General features: G+C 73.4%; 18 protein-coding genes. 7 read left to right on the top strand and 11 right to left on the bottom strand.

Annotated features, from left to right (window positions below; all coding sequences use genetic code 11):
* Positions 1-53 precede the first annotated feature (53 nt).
* Positions 54-530 (bottom strand): Lrp/AsnC family transcriptional regulator, encoded by a 477-nt coding sequence (locus QIT00_RS07115; RefSeq protein WP_282534244.1) that lies wholly within the window; start codon positions 528-530, stop codon positions 54-56.
* Between the two features lie 94 nt (positions 531-624).
* On the opposite strand from QIT00_RS07115, the gene QIT00_RS07110 reads away from it, so the two are divergent.
* Both QIT00_RS07110 and QIT00_RS07105 read left to right on the top strand, forming a co-directional pair.
* Complete coding sequence (locus tag QIT00_RS07110) at positions 625-1128, top strand: rhodanese-like domain-containing protein (RefSeq protein ID WP_282534243.1); 504 nt, start codon at positions 625-627, stop codon at positions 1126-1128.
* A 79-nt stretch (positions 1129-1207) separates the two neighbouring features.
* Positions 1208-2056 carry an SDR family oxidoreductase gene (locus QIT00_RS07105; RefSeq protein WP_282534242.1) on the top strand — a complete coding sequence of 283 codons (849 nt, stop codon included), beginning with the start codon at positions 1208-1210 and terminating at the stop codon, positions 2054-2056.
* Between the two features lie 172 nt (positions 2057-2228).
* On the opposite strand, the gene QIT00_RS07100 is transcribed toward QIT00_RS07105, so the two are convergent.
* Together QIT00_RS07100 and QIT00_RS07095 are read right to left on the bottom strand one after the other, a co-directional pair.
* The gene (locus QIT00_RS07100) at positions 2229-3920 is read right to left on the bottom strand and encodes a DUF885 domain-containing protein (RefSeq protein ID WP_282534241.1); all 1692 of its coding nucleotides are present in this window, start codon (positions 3918-3920) and stop codon (positions 2229-2231) included.
* Positions 3921-3992: 72 nt separating this feature from the next.
* The gene (locus tag QIT00_RS07095) at positions 3993-4595 is read right to left on the bottom strand and encodes an AsnC family transcriptional regulator (protein WP_282534240.1); all 603 of its coding nucleotides are present in this window, start codon (positions 4593-4595) and stop codon (positions 3993-3995) included.
* A 59-nt stretch (positions 4596-4654) separates the two neighbouring features.
* Between QIT00_RS07095 and QIT00_RS07090 the strand changes: the two genes are divergently transcribed.
* On the top strand, positions 4655-5881 hold the full coding sequence (locus tag QIT00_RS07090) for a trans-sulfuration enzyme family protein (RefSeq protein WP_282534239.1): 1227 nt from the start codon (positions 4655-4657) through the stop codon (positions 5879-5881).
* A gap of 59 nt (positions 5882-5940) precedes the next feature.
* Here the strand turns inward: QIT00_RS07090 and QIT00_RS07085 are convergent, their stop codons facing one another.
* The 5 genes from QIT00_RS07085 to QIT00_RS07065 form a co-directional block, all read right to left on the bottom strand.
* Entirely contained in the window at positions 5941-7479 is a 1539-nt protein-coding gene (locus tag QIT00_RS07085; RefSeq protein ID WP_282534238.1) for a GNAT family N-acetyltransferase, read from the bottom strand.
* A 118-nt stretch (positions 7480-7597) separates the two neighbouring features.
* Positions 7598-9178, bottom strand: a complete 1581-nt coding sequence (locus QIT00_RS07080; RefSeq protein WP_282534237.1) for an alkaline phosphatase D family protein — start codon at positions 9176-9178, stop codon at positions 7598-7600.
* Between the two features lie 130 nt (positions 9179-9308).
* Positions 9309-9539: a hypothetical protein gene (locus tag QIT00_RS07075; RefSeq protein WP_282534236.1), complete on the bottom strand. Its 231-nt coding sequence runs from the start codon at positions 9537-9539 to the stop codon at positions 9309-9311.
* Between the two features lie 138 nt (positions 9540-9677).
* The gene (locus QIT00_RS07070; RefSeq protein WP_282534235.1) at positions 9678-9857 is read right to left on the bottom strand and encodes a hypothetical protein; all 180 of its coding nucleotides are present in this window, start codon (positions 9855-9857) and stop codon (positions 9678-9680) included.
* Positions 9858-10119: 262 nt separating this feature from the next.
* Positions 10120-10959, bottom strand: a complete 840-nt coding sequence (locus QIT00_RS07065) for an alpha/beta fold hydrolase (RefSeq protein ID WP_282534234.1) — start codon at positions 10957-10959, stop codon at positions 10120-10122.
* Between the two features lie 179 nt (positions 10960-11138).
* Here QIT00_RS07065 and QIT00_RS07060 point away from each other — a divergent pair, with 179 nt between their 5' ends.
* On the top strand, positions 11139-12020 hold the full coding sequence (locus QIT00_RS07060; protein WP_282534233.1) for an RNA polymerase sigma-70 factor: 882 nt from the start codon (positions 11139-11141) through the stop codon (positions 12018-12020).
* Between the two features lie 284 nt (positions 12021-12304).
* Positions 12305-13015 (top strand): GntR family transcriptional regulator, encoded by a 711-nt coding sequence (locus QIT00_RS07055; RefSeq protein WP_282534232.1) that lies wholly within the window; start codon positions 12305-12307, stop codon positions 13013-13015.
* A 152-nt stretch (positions 13016-13167) separates the two neighbouring features.
* Here the strand turns inward: QIT00_RS07055 and QIT00_RS07050 are convergent, their stop codons facing one another.
* The 3 genes from QIT00_RS07050 to QIT00_RS07040 all read right to left on the bottom strand — a co-directional run bounded on the left by QIT00_RS07050 (position 13168) and on the right by QIT00_RS07040 (position 16503).
* Positions 13168-14328 carry an ROK family transcriptional regulator gene (locus QIT00_RS07050; protein WP_282534231.1) on the bottom strand — a complete coding sequence of 387 codons (1161 nt, stop codon included), beginning with the start codon at positions 14326-14328 and terminating at the stop codon, positions 13168-13170.
* Positions 14329-14621: 293 nt separating this feature from the next.
* The gene (locus tag QIT00_RS07045) at positions 14622-15272 is read right to left on the bottom strand and encodes a response regulator (protein ID WP_282534230.1); all 651 of its coding nucleotides are present in this window, start codon (positions 15270-15272) and stop codon (positions 14622-14624) included.
* A 58-nt stretch (positions 15273-15330) separates the two neighbouring features.
* Positions 15331-16503, bottom strand: a complete 1173-nt coding sequence (locus QIT00_RS07040; protein ID WP_282534229.1) for a sensor histidine kinase — start codon at positions 16501-16503, stop codon at positions 15331-15333.
* A 107-nt stretch (positions 16504-16610) separates the two neighbouring features.
* Here QIT00_RS07040 and QIT00_RS07035 point away from each other — a divergent pair, with 107 nt between their 5' ends.
* Both QIT00_RS07035 and QIT00_RS07030 read left to right on the top strand, forming a co-directional pair.
* A complete protein-coding gene (locus tag QIT00_RS07035; protein ID WP_282534228.1) occupies positions 16611-17585 on the top strand; it encodes an ATP-binding cassette domain-containing protein in 975 nt (324 codons plus the stop codon).
* The gene (locus QIT00_RS07030) at positions 17582-18319 is read left to right on the top strand and encodes an ABC transporter permease (RefSeq protein ID WP_282534227.1); all 738 of its coding nucleotides are present in this window, start codon (positions 17582-17584) and stop codon (positions 18317-18319) included. Before QIT00_RS07035 ends, QIT00_RS07030 begins: the two co-directional genes overlap by 4 nt.
* Positions 18320-18350: the final 31 nt, after the last annotated feature.

Raw genomic sequence — 18350 nt, 5'->3', positions numbered from 1 at the left:
GGCGAGAGAACTCATCGCGGACCGGGACGCCCACCGGGCCAGGGCCCCCGCGCTCAGGTGCCGAGCGGGCGGCGGGGCAGCGGTGAGGAGTAGACGACGCTCGTGGTGACCGAGCCGAGCGCGCCGACCTTGCCCGAGATCTCCTCCAGGTGCCGCATCGAGCGGGCCGAGACCTTGAGGACGAAGCAGTCGTCGCCGGTGACGTGGTGCGCCTCCAGGATCTCCGGCGTCGCCTCGACCAGATCGTGGAACGGCTTGTAGTTGCCGTGCGGATAGCGCAGCCGCACGAACGCCAGGATCGGCAGGCCGAGCCGCTCGGGGTCCACCACCGCCGCATACCCCTGGATCACCCCGGCCTCCTCCATCCGCCGCACCCGCTCCGTGACGGCGCTGGCCGACATGGCCACGGCGCGGGCCAGCTCCGCGTAGCTGGCGCGGCCCTCGCGCTGGAGGACGTCGAGGATGCGCCGGTCGGTGGCGTCCGGGTGGTAGGGATACGTCTGCGGGGCGTCCGGGGAATGCGCGGTCATACGCGAGAAGTAGCAGGGAAATCACCGGCGGGACAAGGGAGGTGCCGGGGATCGTCTCTTCACCGTGATCTTCGGCGGGATTAGATTTTCAGGCATGAACACACAGGTCAGCCCCACCCTCGCCGCTTCCGCCACCAGCCCCGTGCTGCGGGTCCCGCCCGCCTCCCCGTCCGCTGCCGCCGCCTACTTCGCGGCGTCCCTCGCCTTCCACGCCGATGTCTCCGACGTCGCCGCCGCTCTCGCCGCCGACGGCGACCCGGGCTTCGTGCTCGTCGACACCCGCTCCACCGAGTCCTGGGACCAGGGGCACATCCCCGGCGCCCTCCACCTGCCCACCGCCCAGATCGCCGAGCAGGCCGGGCAGTTGCTCGACCCGGCGGTGCCCGTCGTCACGTACTGCTGGGGTCCCGGCTGCAACGGCGCCACCCGCGCGGCCCTCGCCTTCGCCCAACTCGGCTACCAGGTCAAGGAGATGCTCGGCGGATTCGAGTACTGGGTGCGGGAGGGATTCCGGTACGAGACCTGGGAAGGCCCCGCCCCGCAGCGTGCCGCAGACCCGCTGACCGCGCCGGTCGCGGGGGAGGACTGCGGTTGCTGAGCAGCCCCTCAGCACCCCCCCCCGGGGCCCGGCGATTTCCGGTGGCGTCCATCCCGTACCGGCACCATCATGATCTGTCATGCCCCAACTCCCGCACCCCACGCCCGAACAGCTCCGCCGTGACCCGCTGCCGCTGCGCGGCCGTACCGCCCTCGTCACCGGTGCCAGCCGGCGCGGCGGCATCGGGCACGCCGTCGCCCGCCGGCTCGTCGCGTACGGCGCGCACGTCTATCTGCACCACCATGTCCCGCACGACGCTGCCCTGCCGTGGGGCGCCGACCGGCCCGAGGACGTCGTGGCCTCCGTCCGGGACGCGGCGCCGGATCCGCAGCGGGCCCAAGTCCTGCACGGGCCGGGCGACTTGACCGAGACGGGCGGCCCGGCGCGGCTGCTCGCCGAGGCGGTCGAGGCGCTCGGCGGGCGGGTCGACGTGCTCGTCGCCAACCACGCCCTCAGTGGCGACGACGGCCCGCTCGAAGCCATCGACCAGGGCATGCTCGACCGGCACTGGGCCGTCGACACCCGCTCCGTCGTCCTGCTCGTCCAGGCCTACGCCCGGCTGCGGGCCGAGCTGCCGCCGCGCACCCCCGGCGGGCGCGTCGTGATGATGACCTCAGGCCAGGACATGGCGGGCGGCATGCCCGGCGAGGTGGCGTACGCGCTGCAGAAGGGCGCCCTCGCCTCCGCCACCCGCACCCTCGCCACCACGCTCGCCGACCTCGCGGTGACCGTGAACACCGTCAACCCCGGCCCCGTGGACACGGATTACCTCACCGGCGAGGTGTACGACGCGGTCGCCGCGATGTTCCCCGGCGGGCGCTGGGGCATGCCCGACGACCCGGCCCGCCTGATCGCCTGGCTCGCCACCGACGAGGCCGAGTGGATCACCGGCACCGTCATCGACTCCGAGGGCGGCTTCCGCAGGTAGGACCCGGAGCGGGGGGCGGGGTCGCCCGGATCGGGGGCACCGTCGCCCGGAGCGGGGGCAGGGGCGTCCGGATCGGGGACACCGTCGCCCGGATCGGGGGCACGGTCGCCCGGACCGAGGAACGGGCGCCCGGATCGGGGCACGGTCGGCGTGCCCCGATCCTCAACGCCCGTCACAGCTTGGACAGTTCATCCACCAGATCATCCAGACCGAGCGAGCCCTGCGACAGTGCCGCCATGTGCCAGGCCTTGGCGTCGAAGGCGTCGCCGTGGGCCTTGCGGGCGTTCTCGCGGCCGAGGAGCCAGGCGCGTTCACCCAGCTTGTAGCCGATGGCCTGGCCCGGCATCGAGAGGTAGCGGATCAGCTCGCTCTCCACGAAGTCCGCGGGCCTGCCGCTGTGCAGGCCGAAGAACTCCTGCGCGAGCTCCGGCGTCCAGCGCTCGCCCGGGTGGAACGGCGAGTGCTCCGGGATCTCCAGCTCCAGATGCATGCCGATGTCCACGATCACCCGGGCCGCCCGCATCATCTGCGCGTCCAGGTAGCCGAGCCGCCGCTCCGGGTCGGTGAGGAAGCCCAACTCGTCCATCAGCCGCTCCGCGTACAGCGCCCAGCCCTCGGCGTTGGCGCTGACCATGCCCACCGAGGCCTGGTAGCGGGAGAGGTTCTCCCGGACGTACACCCACTGCGCGAGCTGCAGGTGGTGGCCGGGCACGCCCTCGTGGTACCAGGTCGACACCAGGTCGTACACGGGGAAGCGGGTCTGGCCCATCGTCGGCAGCCATGTGCAGCCAGGGCGGGAGAAGTCCTCCGACGGCGGCGTGTAGTACGGCGCGGCGGCGCTGCCGGGCGGGGCGATCCGGGACTCCACCTTCCGTACCGGCGTGGCCAGTTCGAAGTGGGTGCCGTCCAGGGCGTCCATGGCCTCGTCCATCAGGCCCTGCAGCCAGCGCTGCACCTCGTCCACGCCCTCGATGTGCGCGCCGTGCTCGTCCAGGTGCTTCAGGGCCGCCCACGGCGTGTCCGCGCCGGGCAGCACCTTCTCGGCCTCGACGCGCATCTCGCCGAGGATGCGGTGATACTCGGACCAGCCGTACGCGTACGCCTCGTCCAGGTCCAGGTCCGTGCCGTTGAAGTAGCGGGACCACCGGGCGTACCGCTCGCGGCCCACCGTGTCCGCGCTGCCGGTGACCGCGGGCGCGTACACCTCACGCATCCAGTCCCGCAGCTCCGCCACCGCGCGGGTCGCGGCCCCGGCCGCCGTGTCGAGCCGCTCGCGCAGGGACTCGGGGCCGGAGGCGGCGAACTGCTCGAACCAGCCCTTGCCGCCGTCCGCCCCGGACCACTCGGCGAGCTGGTCGATGAACGTCTCGGTGGCGCGCGGACCGCCGTGCAGCTTGCGGTCCAGGCCGAGGGCGAGGCTCTCGCGGTAGCCGTCGAGGGCGGCGGGCACCGCGGCGAGGCGCTCCGCGACCGCCGCCCAGTCCTCCTCGGAGTCGACCGGGGTGACCGTGAAGACCTGCCGCACCGCGTGCACGGGCGAGCTGAGATTGCTGACCGCGCGCAGATGTTCGTCGGTGTCGTGCACGGCCAGCTCCGCCGTGAGGCGCTCCCTCAGGAGCCGGGCGCAGCGCCGCTCCGCGTCGCTGTCGCCGCCCGGGGCGCGTTCGGCCTCCGCGAGCCGGTCGAGGGTGGTGCGGGCGAGGTCCGCGAGCGCCTGCGCGCCCGCGGGGGAGAGGTCGGGCAGCGCGTTCGAGCACTCCCGCACCCCGAGGAAGGTGCCGGTGATGGGGTCGAGAGCGATGAGGGCGTCGACATACGCGTCGGCGACCTGGCGGGGCAGTGGGGTGCGCGTCGTGTCTGGCATGCGGACATCCTCGTACGACGGGCCGGTTCGCGTCAGTCGATTCTGCTCTGGGCGTGCCCGGTCTGCTCTCGGCTACTTTTCCGTGACGCCGCCGGGCTCGTCGGGTAGGGAGCCGGTTTTCGTTACGGGGGTGCCGGGGGTTCCGGCGGTTCCGACGGTTCCGGGCGTTCCGGCCGGGCCGTGCGCTCCGGGCGTGCCAGGCGCCGCGGGCGGCAGAAGGGGCCCGCAGTCCCAGCGCTGGAAGATCAGCCGGGTCTCGACGCGGGCCACCTCGCGCCGGGACGTGAACTCGTCGAGGACGAGCCGCTGCAGGTCGGCGGTGTCGGCGACGGCGACATGCACCAAGTAGTCGTCGGGACCCGCCAGATGGAACAGCGCGAGGGCCTCGGGCAGACCCCGGATCCGCTCCACGAACGGCCCGACGATCTCCCTGCGGTGCGGCCGCAGCTGTACGGAGAGCAGCGCCTGCAGGCCTCGCCCGAGGCGCGCCGGGTCGAGCCGCAGCTGGTGTCCGAGGATCACGCCCGCGCGCCGCAGCCGGGCCACCCGGTCCAGGCACGTGGAGGCGGCCACTCCGACCTGGGTGGCGAGGTCGCGGTAAGTGGTCCGTGCGTCGTTCTGCAGCAGTCGCAGAATGTGCAGGTCCACCGGGTCCAGTACGACGGAATCGGCCATCGGTCGAACGTAGCACGGGATTCTGCCCCATAGCCCCGGCCAGTGTTCAGGCTCTGGGCATGGACTCCACAAGGGACACAGACGCCGGGGACTCGCACGCCGCACACCCCGCCTTCGCGCGGCGGGCCCTGACCACCGAAGCCGTGCACGCCGGCCGCGAGGACCTCGCCGGACTGGGCCTGCACGCCCCACCCCTCGACCTGTCCACCACGTACCCTTCGTACGACAGCCGTGCGGAGGCCGAGCGCATCGACACGTTCGCCGCGACCGGGGTGCTGGACGAGGGCCCGCCCGTGTACGGGCGGCTCGGCAACCCCACCGTCGGGCGGTTCGAGACCGGGCTCGCGCGCCTGGAGGGCGCCGAGAGCGCCGTCGCGTTCGCCAGCGGCATGGCCGCCCTGACGGCGGTGCTGATGGTCCGCATCGCGGCCGGGCTGCGGCACGTGGTGGCCGTACGGCCGCTCTACGGCTGCAGCGACCACCTGCTGACGGCCGGACTGCTCGGCTCCGAGGTGACCTGGGTCGACCCGGCCGGGATAGCCGAGGCCATCCGTCCAGACACCGGCCTTGTCCTGGTCGAGTCGCCCGCCAACCCGACGCTGGCCGAGCTGGACCTGCGGGCCGTGGCGCACGCGTGCGGGACGGTGCCGCTGCTCGTCGACAACACCTTCGCCACGCCCGTCCTGCAGCGGCCCGTGGAGAGCGGTGCCCGGCTCGTACTGCACAGCGCGACCAAGTACCTCGGCGGCCACGGCGATGTGCTCGGCGGGGTCGTGGCCTGCGACGAGGAGTTCGCGCGCTCGCTGCGCCAGGTGCGCTTCGCCACCGGCGGGGTGCTGCACCCGCTCGCCGGGTACCTCCTGCACCGCGGCCTCGCCACCCTGCCCGTACGCATGCGGGCCGCCTCCGCGACCGCCGCCGAGCTGGCGCGGCGCCTCGCCGCCGACCCGCGGGTGAGCCGGGTGCACTACCCGCGGATCGGCGGCGCGATGGTGTCCTTCGAGGTCACCGGCGAGGCGCACGAGGTGATCGCCGGGGTGCGGCTGATCACCCCGGCGGTCAGCCTCGGCAGTGTCGACACGCTGATCCAGCACCCGGCGTCCATCAGCCATCGGGTCGTGGCCGAGGGGGATCGCCGGGCGGCGGGGGTCGGGGAGAAGCTGCTGCGGATGTCGGTGGGGCTTGAGGATGTCGAGGACCTTTGGGCGGACCTTGACAGGGCGCTGGGCGGGGCGGGAGAGGGAGCGGGGCGGGTCGGTGTGGCTCGGGGGATGGCGGCGGGCTGAAAATCAGCCCCTCCGGCGTTTGAGGAGCAGGGGCCGGGGGCGGAGCCCCCTGGGGGTGCCTACAACGGAGCCGCACCCTTCTCCGCACCAACCGGAGCCGCCTGCAGACGCGCCGTCACCACCAGCGTCCCCTCCTCGATCTGGTAGTCCAGCGGAAGCCCGAGCCCGCGCATCGCGGCGACCATCGCGGTGTTGGACGACTGCGTGACCGCGTAGACGCTCTCGCAGCCCGCCTCGAACGCCAACCCGACCAGTCGGCCGAGGAGTTCGGAGCCGATGCCGCGGCGCTGCCAGTCGTCCTCGACGAGCAGCGCCACCTCGGTCTCGTCGCCGTCCCACAGCAGGTGGCCGAGTGCGACGAGCCGGCCGGAGGGCGCCTGCACGGTCAGCGTGCGGCCGAAGCGGGGGCTGAGCAGGTGGTTGAGGTAGCGGTCCGCGTCGCCGACGGGGCCGTGGTACCGCATGCTCAGGGTCCGCTTCGAGCAGCGCTCGTGCATCGCCTTGGCGCCCTCCAGGTCGTCGAGGTCGGCGCGGCGCACCGTGATGTCCGGGCCTTCGGGCAGCGTGAGGACGTCCTGGCTGCGCGGCATCCGCGGACCGAGCCGGGAGTCGAGCTCGACGAGGGCGCGGGCCCGGGCGAACTCGGTGGGCGTGAACGGCAGATACGCCCGCTCCACGGTGATCAGCCCGCCGGACTGGTCGCGCAGCCGCATCAGGGTGCCGTCGAGCACGCCCTCCACGGGGACGTCCGCCGTGTTCGTCGTCCGAGACCTCGACGGCGCCTCTGCGGGGGTCGAGCGGATGGTGCAGCGGCCCAGCAACTGCCGCAGGGCGAGCGGGAGTTCGGCCGCGTCGAGGGCGGTGCGGGTGGCGAGGTTCAGCATCCGGGTCGGCGCGTCGACCAGGTCGTGGGCGTCGGCGCGCTCGATCCAGGTGCCGGAGCCGCCGGCCGCGGAGACGGCACGCGTCAGCTCGGCGACGGTGCGCTCGCCGGGGGCGCGCAGCAGGAACTCGTCGACGGTGCCGGTGGCGAGCGGGTGCGTCTGCAGGCTGAGGATGTCGACGTGCCGCTCGGCGAGCGCCGTGCACAGCGCGGCGAGCGAGCCCGGCTCGTCCCGCACGGTGGTACGCATCCGCCACAGGCTGGTCGGGGCGGCCTCGGTCTGCTCTTCGGTCCCCGCGGCCTGGGTCTGCCCGGTGGTCCCCGCGGCCTGGGTCTGCCCGGTGGTCCCCGCGGCCTGGGTCTGCCCGGTGGTCCCCGCGGCCTGGGTCTGCCCGGTGGTCCCCGCGGCCTCGGTCTGCCCGGTGGTCCCCGCGGCGGGCGGGGTGCCGGTATCGCCGCCCGTATCGCTGCTCGTATCGGGCTTCGGGGGAGCGTGGCCCTGGCGCCGCGCCCACCAGGTGTGCAGGCCGGCCGTGACGAGCAGGGCCACCGCCGAGAAGATCAGGGCGGTGGGCCCCTCGGGGCCGTGCACCACGGTCTTGGCGACGGTGTCGGCCACGGTCACGGCCGTGAACAGGGCGGCGAGTTCGACGACGTCCCGCCGCCAGTGGTGCTGGGTGCGGCGGGCGCGCTTCGCGGAGGTCGGATCAGTCATGTCTGCACTCTGGACCACCGGTGTTGCGTGATCACGAACGCTTTGTGACTGATCGGTTAAGAGGGCTTCTGTCCGAATTGCTGGTGTTTACCGCGCGGCCGCCGTCCGGGCCGAGCCGCTACTGCCCGACCCGTCCCGGCTGCAGCACCTTGGTGAACAGCACGCCGCCGCCCTCCTGCCGGAGCCGTACCGTCAACTCCCCGCTGCCGCCGTCGATCTCGACCTCACCGAAGTACGGCGGCACCTCGGCAGGCGAGACGTTCGCGCGCGTCGGCGCCTTGACGAAGGACTGCTCCGGGCCGAACGTGCCGTCCAGCTTCAGCGCCGGGAACCCGCCCGCCGCCAGCGGTCCCGAGACGAACTCCCAGAACGGCGCGAAGTCCTTGAACGCCGCCCGCTCCGGGGCGTAGTGCTGCGCCGAGGTGTAGTGGACGTCGGCCGTCAGCCACACGGTGCCGGTGATCCGGCGGCGCTTGATGTGCCGGAGCAGCTCCGCGATCTGCAGTTCACGGCCGAGCGGCGCATCCGGGTCGCCCTGCGCGACGGCCTCGAAGTTCTCCTTGCCGTCGGGTACGACGAGCCCCAGCGGCATGTCGGAGGCGATCACCTTCCACACGGCCCGCGACCGCGACAACTCCCGCTTCAGCCAGTCGAGTTGCTCGGCCCCGAGAATCCCGACCGGGTCCTCGACCTGTCGGCCGGGCGAGTTGGCGTTGCGGTACGTCCGCATGTCGAGCACGAACACGTCGAGCAGCGGGCCCTGCCGTACGACCCGGTACATCCGGCCCTCCCGGTCGCCGGACGCGAGTGACGACACCGGGAAGTACTCGCCGAAGGCCCGCAGCGAACGCGCCGCGAGTACGTCGACGTCCTTCTCCGTGTACCGCTCGTCGTCCAGGATCTGGCCCGGGTACCAGTTGTTGCGCACCTCGTGGTCGTCCCACTGCACGATCGACGGCACCTGCGCGTTGAAGCGGCGCAGGTTCGTGTCGAGCAGGTTGTAGCGGAAGTTGCCGCGGAACTCCGCGAGGGTCTCGGCGACCTTGGACTTCTCCTCCGTCGTGACGTTCCGCCACACCCGGCCGTCCGGGAGCGTGACGCTCGACTGGATCGGGCCGTCGGCGTAGACGGTGTCGCCGCTGCACAGGAAGAAGTCCGGGTCCAGGCGGCGCATCTCCTCGAACACGCGGTAGCCGCCGCGCTCCGGATTGATGCCCCAGCCCTGCCCCGCGATGTCGCCGGACCACAGGAACCGGACCCCGTCGGACCGCCGCACCGGCGCGGTACGGAACGTGCCGGTGACGGCCTCGCCCGTGCGGCGCGGGTCGTCCGGGTCGGCCAGGCACACCCGGTAGTGCACCTGCTCGCCGGGCGGCAGTCCGCGCAGCCGCGTCGTACCGGTGAAGTCGGTGCCGGGGCCGAGGAGCGGGCCGTGCCACCGCTTCGGGTTGCGGAAGGACTCGGTGGCGGAGGTCTCCACGATCATCCGGGCGGGCCGGTCCGAGCGCACCCAGACGAGCCCGGAGTGCGCGCCGACGTCACCGGCCTGCACGCCCCACGCCGCGCGCGGCCGCCCGGACAGCGAGAGCGCGGGCGCGGCCCCGCCGAGCGCGGGAAGCGCCAGCGCGGCCGAAGCGGCGACCGAACCACGGAGCACGGCACGACGGCCGGGGGAGTTGCTCGGCAGACCTTGCGACATCGATGCGCCTCCTGTGACGGCTACGACGATCCACGTACGGGACGGCCGACGCCCGCCCCGGGTGCCCGCACGCTACTAGGTCGGGCGCCACAAGGCTGCGGTCATGGGTGAAGGGAGGCTGAACCGAGGGTCACGTGACCGTGCCGCGCGGTGTCCGCGCACGGTCGGGCGCGCCCGGTGGGCGGTCGCCGCGGACGCGCCCGTTCCGGCGCGCCAGGCAGTGCGTGAGGATCGCCGCGACCAGGACGCCCGTGCCCGCGGAGGCCCAGGCGACGAGCGCGAGCCGGGCCGTCGTGGGCCCGGCCGCGCTGTCGAGCCGGATCACCACGACCAGACCCAGCGCGCCCAGCAGCCCGAGCACGGGCGCCTGCGCGAGCCGGGACCGGACACGGCGGGGCGACGGGGGTGCCGGTGTGCGCGGCGAAGGGGTTGGCGATTTACGGATGGAACGGACAAGGGTACGGATATCGATGCGGCGCATGACGTGCCTGCGCCCGGCTCAGGCGGCGCGGTGCTGCTCGCCGCGCACGGCGGCGGCCCACTCGACGACGAGCCGGTCATAAGCCACCCGCTCATCGGCGGACAGCCGTCCGCGGGCGCGCGCCCAGAGCGCACGGATGTCCGCGTTCACCGACGCGGCGGAGCGCGGCGCTCGACGGTACGAGGAGAAACTGGCCATGTCCGCCAGAGTACGGAACACCCGTGTCAGCCCGGCGTAAGTGGGAACCGCCGGGGTGAAGGCCTCAACTCGGGCACACTCATGGTGAGTTGATGCTCTCGACGGCCCGTGCGGACGTGACCGTAAGGCCTTCGGGTGAGCCGACTCACAACTCCCGCCGCCCCGTGATCTTCCGCCCGGCGCCCGCCGCCGCCGCACCGCTCGCCGCGTCACGGCGGGCCTGTCGGCGGGTGCCGCCGGGCGCGTCCGGGCGGCCGGCCGGTCAGCGGCTCGTGTCGAGGATCACTCGGGCCACCGCGGCCGGGTCGTCGTTCATCGGCACGTGCCCGCAGCCGGGCAGACGGACCAGGCGCGCATCCGGCATCGCGTACTTGGCGCGCACTCCCTGGCGGCGCAGCAGCAGCCGGTCCTTCGTGCCCCACGCCACCGTGACCGGCAGGCCCCGCACGTCGTCCCGGAAGACCACGTCGCGGCCCGCGGCCAGCGTCTGCTCGAAGCCCGACGCGTCCCGCAGCGCCAGCGTCTCCGCGACGACCGCCTCCGGTGGACGGCGCCACGGGCGGGCGTAGATGGTGCTCGTCAGCACCCAACGCCCCGCCGCCGTACGGGAGAGCCGCTCGATCGCGGGCAGCGGAAGCAGCCGCGCTCCCCGCCGCAAGCCGAGCAGCACACCGAAGGCGTACCGCCGCTCCGCCTCGCTCCAGAACCCGCCCGGCGAGAGCGCCGTCACCGAACGCGCCAGCTTGTCGCGGCCCAACTCCAGGGCGAGCAGCCCGCCGAGCGAGTTGCCCGCGACATGCGGGGTGCCCACGCCGAGATCCTCGCAGAGCCCGCGCAGCGCGGCGACGACGGTCGGCAGGTCGTACGTGGCGCCCTCGGGCAGTGCGGGCGAGGCTCCGAAGCCCGGCAGGTCCACGGCGATCACGTCCCGCTCGGCCGCCAGGATCTCGAACACCGGGTCCCAGGCCTGCAGATGGTGCCCGATGCCGTGCAGCAGAAGCAGCGGCTCGCCCGCGCCCGCGCGCCGGTACGCCACGGTCACGGGGCGCGGTCCGTGCGCGGTGTCGATGGTGAAGGACGTGAAGGACACAGGGGCCGTCATGCTGCTCCTCGTCAGGGCGCCGGTGGGTCGTAGACAGCTTGTCAGCAACAATTACCCCTGGGTAGCCCCCAGTTCAAGAACCGGAGGCCCGCCGCCCGCCGTCCGGCGGTTGTGTGCGCCGCGCCACGACGGGCGGAAGTGCCTGGACAGCGGCGCTCGCGCGGCCTTGGATGGGGCGCGTGGCCACCGATACCGCGACTGCCCTCTTCGAAGAACACCGCCCGGTCCTCACGGGCGTCGCCTACCGCATGCTCGGCCGTGTCGCCGACGCCGAGGACGTGGTCCAGGACGCCTGGCTGCGCTGGTCCGCGGCCGAGCACGACGAGATCCGCGAACCCCGCGCCTATCTCGTACGGATCACCACCCGGCTCGCCATCGACCGGCTGCGGCACGTCAAGGCCCGGCGCGAGGCGTACGTCGGGCCGTGGCTGCCCGAGCCGCTCGCCACGGACTTCGGCGCGACCGTGCCGGACACCGCCGAGCAGGCCGTGCTCGCCGAGTCAGTCTCGCTCGCGGTCCTGGTGGTCCTGGAGTCGCTCTCGCCGCTGGAGCGCGCGGTGTTCGTGCTCCGCGAGGCCTTCGGCTTCCCGTTCTCGCAGATCGCGACGGCCCTGGAGCGCTCCGAGGCCGCCGTACGCCAACTCGCGGGCCGCGCGCGCAAACACGTCGAGGAGCGCAAGCCGCGCTTCGACGTCGACCCGGTCGAGCGCCGCGACCTCACCGAGCGCTTCCTCGGCGCCGCGGCCGAGGGCGACCTGGACGGACTGATGCGGCTGCTCGCGCCCGACGCCCGGCTCGTCGGCGACAGCGGCGGCAAGTCCAAGGTGCCGCTGCGGGTCCTGGAGAGCGCCGAACACGTCGGCCGCTTCATGGCGAGTGTGGTCCGGCAGGGCGTGCCGAACCCCGAGATCCGCGTCCTCGAACTCAACGGCGGCCCGGCCCTGTTGATCCTCTCCGACGACAGGCCGGACAGCGTCCTCCAGGTCGATGTCGTCGACGGTCGCATCAAGTCCGTCTACATCGTGCGTAACCCGGACAAACTCGTCTCGCTCGCGGACTGAGCCCCGACGCGGCCGCGTTCGCGCACCTCGGAGCCCTCGCCCCTGTCGGGCGAGGGCTCCGTGCCGTCTCCCGGCCGATCGGTTCGCCGGATTGCGGGCGCGTGTGCCGCTGCGAACAGCACATGAACACTCAGCGGAATCAGGTGAGTTCACTCTGTAACAGCCTGAGGATTGGTCTTGACCAAGGGTGGGGGCGCGCCTATCGTCGCGTAGATAGTGCAGGAACCTTTAATAAACAAGGGCGCGTAATGAGCCGCCGGGCCACGGCGATTGCGGAGGACAGGGTGGGGACCACGCAGCTGGAAACGGTGCCGGAGCCGAAGTACTGGCACCTCAAGACCGTGCTCGCCGAGGCGCTCGACTCCGAGTTCGCCGTCGGCGAGATCCTGCCGAACGAACGAGAGCTCGCGGCCCGCTTCGGCGTGGCCCGCGCCACCCTGCGTCAGGCCCTTGAGCAGCTCGAACTCGAAGGCCGGCTCCAGCGCCGCCGCGGCGTCGGCACCACCGTCGCCCCGCCCCGTATGGGCGTCTCCGTCGGCTCCGCGCAGCAGGGCCGGCCCGGCGAGAGCGGGGACGACTGGGAGGCGGCCGACAGCACCCCGGCCGCTCCGCCCGCCGCCGTCGCCCGCCTCCTCGGCACCGAGGCCGGCGAAGCCGTGCACATCGTCCGCCGCTCCCGCGTGACCGGCGGCCAGCCCGTCGCCACCGAGCTGCTCTACGTCCCCGCCGCATCCGTGCCCGCGCTCTGTGCTGACGACGCCCCGGCGGGCCCCGCGGGCGCGCGTGCCGTCCTGCGCGAGCTGCGGAACCTCGGCTTCGACGACGAGGACCAGGCGGTCGAGCTGGGCTCCGCCCGCGCGGACGAGGCCAAGCAGCTGGACCGGCTGCCGGGCGCTCCGGTCCTGGTCGTCACGACGCGCTACTTCGCGCAGGGGCGGACGGCGGCGGTCGCGGTGGCCACGTATCGAGCGGACACCTGCCGCCTCACGTTCTGAGGATCCTTCCGCGTACGACCTGTGCGTACGAGCTGTGCGTACGGCCTGTGCGTACGGCCTGTGCGTACGGCCTGTGCGTACGGCCTGTGCGTACGACGCGAGCGGTCGCACGCGCGGTGGGCGGTGAAACCGCCCTTCACGGCCGCCCGTCGCTACGCGCGGCGGGCCGTGACCGTGCCCTCCACGGCGAACAGCTCCTCCTCGACGTGGTCGAGGGCCAGACGCAGGGCGCCCGTGGCGATCGCGGCCTCGCCGAGCGTGGAGAGCGTGACGCGCGGCGGGCGCAGGCAGTAGCGGGCCAACTCGCGGCGCAGCGGCTCCAGTACGCCGTCCAGGCCGGCCGCCCAGCCGCCGATCACCACGACCTCCGGGTCGAGGGCGAGCACCAGCGCCGCCACATCGTGCACCAGGCGCCGGATGAAGCGTTCCACGGCCGCCGCGGCCTGTTCGTCGCCCCGCTTGGCGTGCGCGAAGACGTCGGTGACGGCCTGCTCGTCCAGGGGGTGCAGCGGCTCGCCCGTGGTGGACAGCAGGGACTCGGGCGTGACCTCGCGGCCGAGCAGATGCAGCGCGCCGATCTCGCCCGCGGCGCCGCCGAAGCCGCGGTGCAGCCGCCCGCCGATCAGCGAACCCGCGCCCGGGCTCAGGCCCGCGAGCACGAACACCAGGTCGTCCGAGTCGGTAGCCGTGCCCTTCCAATGCTCGCCCACCGCCGCCGTGTTGGCGTCGTTCTCGACCAGGACCGGGCACTTGAAGGAGCGCCGCAGCCGGTCGCCGAGCGCGAGACCGGTCCAGCCGGGCAGGGCCGTGCAGAGCCGCACCGCGCCGTCGGCCTGCACGATGCCGGGGCTGGCCGCGCCCACGGCGCGCAGCGACTCCCGGGCGATCCCGGCCCTGGCGAGCAGGTCCGTGACGGTGAGCCGGAGCCGCTCCAGGCGCTCGTCGGCGCAGGCCGTCTCGCCGACCTCCCGCTCCGCGGTGCCGAGTACCTGCCCGTCCAGGTCGGAGAGGACGGCGGCGACCCGGTGAGCGCCGATCTCCAGGCCCAGCAGATGGCCGGCCTCGGCGCGGAAGCGGAACCGGCGTGCGGGCCGCCCCTGCCGCCGCGCGACGCCCTCCTCGGCGGCGACCTCGACGACGAGGCCCGCGCCCATCAGGCCCTCGACGACGCCCTCGACCGTGGGCCGGGAGAGGCCGGTGACGCGGGTGATCTCCGTGAGCGTCGCGAACTCCACGCCGCGCAGGGCGTGCAGCACCACCGCGGAGTTGATCCGCCGCAGCAGCGAGGGGTCCCCGCCGGTCAGCCGCCCCACCGTCGTCCTCCCTGGTCGCGAGCGTGTTCGCCGGATCGTACTCGCAAGGTCGGTCCCCGGCGAGGGTGAGCCCCCGATCGGGTCCGGCACCGTTGGCTCGGGCGCCGTCTGATCGCCCTGCGGGCTCGTCCTCAAACGCCGGATGGGCCGGATCTGTGCCCCAACAGGGGTACGGGGAACTGCGCGACCAGCCACGACGGCGCGGCAGTCGAACGGCGACCCCCGAAGCGGGGTCCAGGGGGGCCTCGAAGCTGTCCGCTGAGGACTTCTGGGAAGGAGCGGGGAGGGGAGACTTACCCGGGCGACACGAACCCCGACTCGTACGCCGCGATCACCGCCTGCGTCCGGTCCCGAGCGCCCAGCTTCGCGAGGACCGCGCTCACGTGGGTCTTCACCGTCTCCGTGCCGACGGTCAGCTCGGCGGCGATCTCCGCGTTGGACAGGCCGCGCGTCATCAGCCGCAGCACCGCCGCCTCCCGCTCGGTGAGGGCCGCCCGGTCGAGCGCCTCGCGGGCCTTCGGGTTGCCGTACCGCGCGGCCAACGAGCGCACCGCCGCCGGGAAGAGCAGCGATGAGCCCTCGGCGACCAGCCGGACGGCGTGCACGATCTCCGCCGGCCGGGACCGCTTGAGCAGAAAGCCGTCGGCGCCCGCGCGCAGCGCGTCGTACACGTACTCGTCGTTCTCGAAGGTCGTGATGACGACGATCTTCGGCGGGTCCTGCACGGTCCGCAGCACTGCGCGCGTCGCCTCGATCCCGTCGAGCAGCGGCATCCGCACGTCCATCGCGACGACGTCCGGGCGCAGTTGCCGCACCAGCGGGATCACGGCGGCGCCGTCGGCGGCCTCGCCCACGACCGTGATGTCCGGCTGCGCCTCCAGGACGGCGCGCAGGCCCGCGCGTACGAGTGGTTCGTCGTCTACGAGCAGGACGGTCAGCGGCACCACGTCAGCCTAGAGGAGCCCACGCCCAAGCCGCAGAGCAGGCAGCCCCGTTGAGGGCTCACCGCAGCGGCAGCTCAACCCGGACCCGCCACTCGCCCCCGTCCGGACCCGTGTGCGCCGTGCCGCCGAGGAGGGCGACGCGCTCGCGGATGCCGCGCAGCCCGCTGCCGCAGCCCGCCGCGCGGGCGGTCGCGGAGGCGTCCAGAGGGTTGGTCACATCCAGGGTGAGGCAGCGGTCGGCGGCGGAGATCCGTACCCGTACCGTCGTGTCCGAGGGGGAGCCGGCATGGCGCAGCACGTTGGTCAGGGACTCCTGCAGGATGCGGAAGCCCTCGCGGGAGACGGGGCCCGGCAGCTTGTCCAGGGGGCCGGTCAGCGCGGAGTCGACCTTCGCGCCCGAGGCGCGGGCCGAGTCCAGGAGGCGGTCCGCCGCGGTGAGCGCGGGGCTGCTGCCGGGCGGGCGGTCCGGCTCGCGCAGCACCTTCAGGACCCGGTCCAGATCCTCGAGTGCCGCGCGGCCCGTCTCCTCGATCGCGTCCAGGGCGCGGTCGGTGAACTCCGGGCTGCCCGCTGCCCGCGCCGCACCGGCCTGCACGACCGCGACGGTCAGGGCGTGCCCGATGGAATCGTGCAACTCCCTTGCGATGCGGGTGCGTTCGAGGAGTTGCTCCGTACGCGCCTCCAGGGCGGCGACCCGCTCCGCGGCCGACGGACCGAGCAGCCGCACGGCCAGCTCCGTCACAAGGCGTCCCGCCAGAACGACCGCGACGAGCAGGACGAGCAGCGGCAGCGGTGCGAGCACCGCGTACCACCAGGAGTGGCCCGGCAGCGGCACCGGCGATCCGACCGCCGTGCCGCCCGCCGCGACGCGCACGAGATCGAAGGAGAGCACCAGGCAGTGCATCGCGAACAGGGACGAGCCGAGGCCGAGCGTCAGGCGCAGCACCATCCACAGCGAGGTCCTGCCACGGTCCGCCCAGGTCGACGACGGCTCCGTCGCGATCGGCACCGAGCCGTCCGGGGCGAGGAGCAGCCGTGCCTGCATGCCTTCCGCGACCCGCACCCACGGCACGAGACCCGCGAGCGCCACGAACAGGAACGGAACCCAGTTCGCGTCCTCGGAAACGAACTGCCAGATCCCGAAGACCACGCAGCCGACAAAGAGATGCAGCCAGCGCGTGTACGTGACGGAACGGGTCGGCGCCCGCAGCAGGTGGGACGGAGGGGACATGCCGCCATCGTGCCAGCGGCCGCCCCGCACGGGCTCCCCCGCACGGGGGAGGCGCCCGCCACTCGCAGGGGAGGCGTGCACCCGGCCGGCCCCGCGAGGCTCGGACCATGACAAGGATCGATGTCCTCGAACTCACCAAGGAGTACGGCAGCACACGTGCCGTGGACCGGCTCAGCTTCGCCGTGGAACCGGGCCGGGTCACCGGGTTCCTCGGCCCCAACGGCGCCGGCAAGTCCACCACGATGCGCCTCGTCCTCGGCCTCGACCACCCCACCTCGGGCACGGCCACCGTCGGCGGCCGCGCCTACGCCGCGCTCGGCGAACCGCTGCGGCACGTCGGCGCGCTCCTCGACCCGCAGGCCGCGCACGGCTCCCGTACCGCCCGCGCCCACCTGCGGGCGCTCGCCGCGAGCAACCGCATCCCGGCCCGCCGGGTCGACGAGGTGCTCGACGAGGCCGGATTGAGCGCCGTGGCCGGGCGGCGCGTGAAGTCGTACTCCCTCGGCATGCGGCAGCGGCTCGGGATCGCGGCCGCGCTGCTCGGCGACCCGGCCGTCCTGATGCTCGACGAGCCGTCCAACGGGCTCGATCCCGAAGGCATCATCTGGATCCGGGAGCTGATGCGCCGCCTCGCCCGCGAGGGCCGCACCGTCCTGGTCTCCAGCCACCTCATGAACGAGACCGCCTCGTTCGCCGACCACCTGGTCGTGCTCGGCCGGGGCCGGCTGCTCGCGGACACGCCGATGCAGGAGTTCATCGACACCCAGGTGCAGCCGCGTGTCCGCGTGCGCAGCTCCGACGACGCCGCGCTCGCCGCCCTGCTCGAAGGGCACGGCTACCGGCCCGTACGGGAGCTGGATTCGGGGCTGGACTCGGGGCGCTGGAACGTCGCCGACGCGCGCGTGGAGGACATCGGCCGGATCACGGCACGCGCGGGCCTACCGATCCTCGAACTCGCCGCCCAGGAGGGCACATTGGAGGAGGCGTATCTCGCCCTGACGGCAGACGCGATGGAGTACACGGCCCGTAACGCACCGCCCACCGAGACCGCCGCCTCACCCCGCGAGGAGGCCCGGCAATGAGCTTCAGCGCCGTACTCCACTCCGAGTGGATCAAGGTCAAGTCCCTGCGCGGAACGGCCGGTTCGCTGATCGCCGTTCTCCTCGTCACCCTCGGCACCACCGCCCTCGCCTTCGCCACCATCGGCCAGGCGGAGGCAGACGATCCGGGCGCGGAACCGCTCTACGACGCCTTCTACGCGCTCAACTTCGGCCAGATCGCCGCCATCAGCTTCGGCGTGACGGCGATGTCCTCCGAGTACCTGAACGGCGCCCTGCGGATCTCGCTCGCCGCCGTACCGCGCCGCGGACCGTTCTACGCCGCGAAGATCGCCGTGCTCGGCGGGCTCGCCCTGGCGACGGGCCTCGTCACCGCCTTCGCCTCGTTCCTGCTCGGGCAGTCCTTCATGGGCCCGTACGCGATCGGGCTGGACCATCCGGGAGCGGTGCGCGCCTGCGTCGGCGCGGGGATCTACCTCGCTCTGCTCGCCCTGTTCGCGGCCGGACTGACGACCGTGCTGCGCAGCGGCGTCGCCGTCCTCTGCACCCTCGTCCCGTTCGTGCTCATCGTGCCGTTCGTGATCGGGGACGTGGCCGGTTCGGTCGCGGAGTTCCTGCCCGACCGGGCCGGGCAGCAGATCCTGCACGCGCACCCGGCCGGCCATCTCGGCCCGTGGACCGGACTCGCGGTGTGCGCGGCCTGGTCGGCGGCGACGCTTCTCGCCGGCTGGTGGGCCCTGCGCCGAAGGGACGCCTGAACCCCCGTGCGCGAGCGGCCGTCGGCCGGCC

Source organism: Streptomyces luteolus, assembly GCF_029968015.1.
GTDB lineage: Bacteria > Actinomycetota > Actinomycetes > Streptomycetales > Streptomycetaceae > Streptomyces > Streptomyces luteolus.
This window is presented reverse-complemented; position numbering and strand designations above follow the sequence as displayed.

Coding starts and splice junctions, on each gene's coding strand:
- QIT00_RS07080 (WP_282534237.1), bottom strand. CDS start 9,178: ATGTCGCAAGGTCTGCCGAGCAACTCCCCCGGCCGTCGTGCCGTGCTC.
- QIT00_RS07040 (WP_282534229.1), bottom strand. CDS start 16,503: ATGTCCCCTCCGTCCCACCTGCTGCGGGCGCCGACCCGTTCCGTCACG.
- QIT00_RS07105 (WP_282534242.1), top strand. CDS start 1,208: ATGCCCCAACTCCCGCACCCCACGCCCGAACAGCTCCGCCGTGACCCG.
- QIT00_RS07030 (WP_282534227.1), top strand. CDS start 17,582: ATGAGCTTCAGCGCCGTACTCCACTCCGAGTGGATCAAGGTCAAGTCC.
- QIT00_RS07085 (WP_282534238.1), bottom strand. CDS start 7,479: ATGACTGATCCGACCTCCGCGAAGCGCGCCCGCCGCACCCAGCACCAC.
- QIT00_RS07110 (WP_282534243.1), top strand. CDS start 625: ATGAACACACAGGTCAGCCCCACCCTCGCCGCTTCCGCCACCAGCCCC.
- QIT00_RS07100 (WP_282534241.1), bottom strand. CDS start 3,920: ATGCCAGACACGACGCGCACCCCACTGCCCCGCCAGGTCGCCGACGCG.
- QIT00_RS07095 (WP_282534240.1), bottom strand. CDS start 4,595: ATGGCCGATTCCGTCGTACTGGACCCGGTGGACCTGCACATTCTGCGA.
- QIT00_RS07065 (WP_282534234.1), bottom strand. CDS start 10,959: ATGACGGCCCCTGTGTCCTTCACGTCCTTCACCATCGACACCGCGCAC.
- QIT00_RS07035 (WP_282534228.1), top strand. CDS start 16,611: ATGACAAGGATCGATGTCCTCGAACTCACCAAGGAGTACGGCAGCACA.
- QIT00_RS07070 (WP_282534235.1), bottom strand. CDS start 9,857: ATGGCCAGTTTCTCCTCGTACCGTCGAGCGCCGCGCTCCGCCGCGTCG.
- QIT00_RS07090 (WP_282534239.1), top strand. CDS start 4,655: ATGGACTCCACAAGGGACACAGACGCCGGGGACTCGCACGCCGCACAC.
- QIT00_RS07115 (WP_282534244.1), bottom strand. CDS start 530: ATGACCGCGCATTCCCCGGACGCCCCGCAGACGTATCCCTACCACCCG.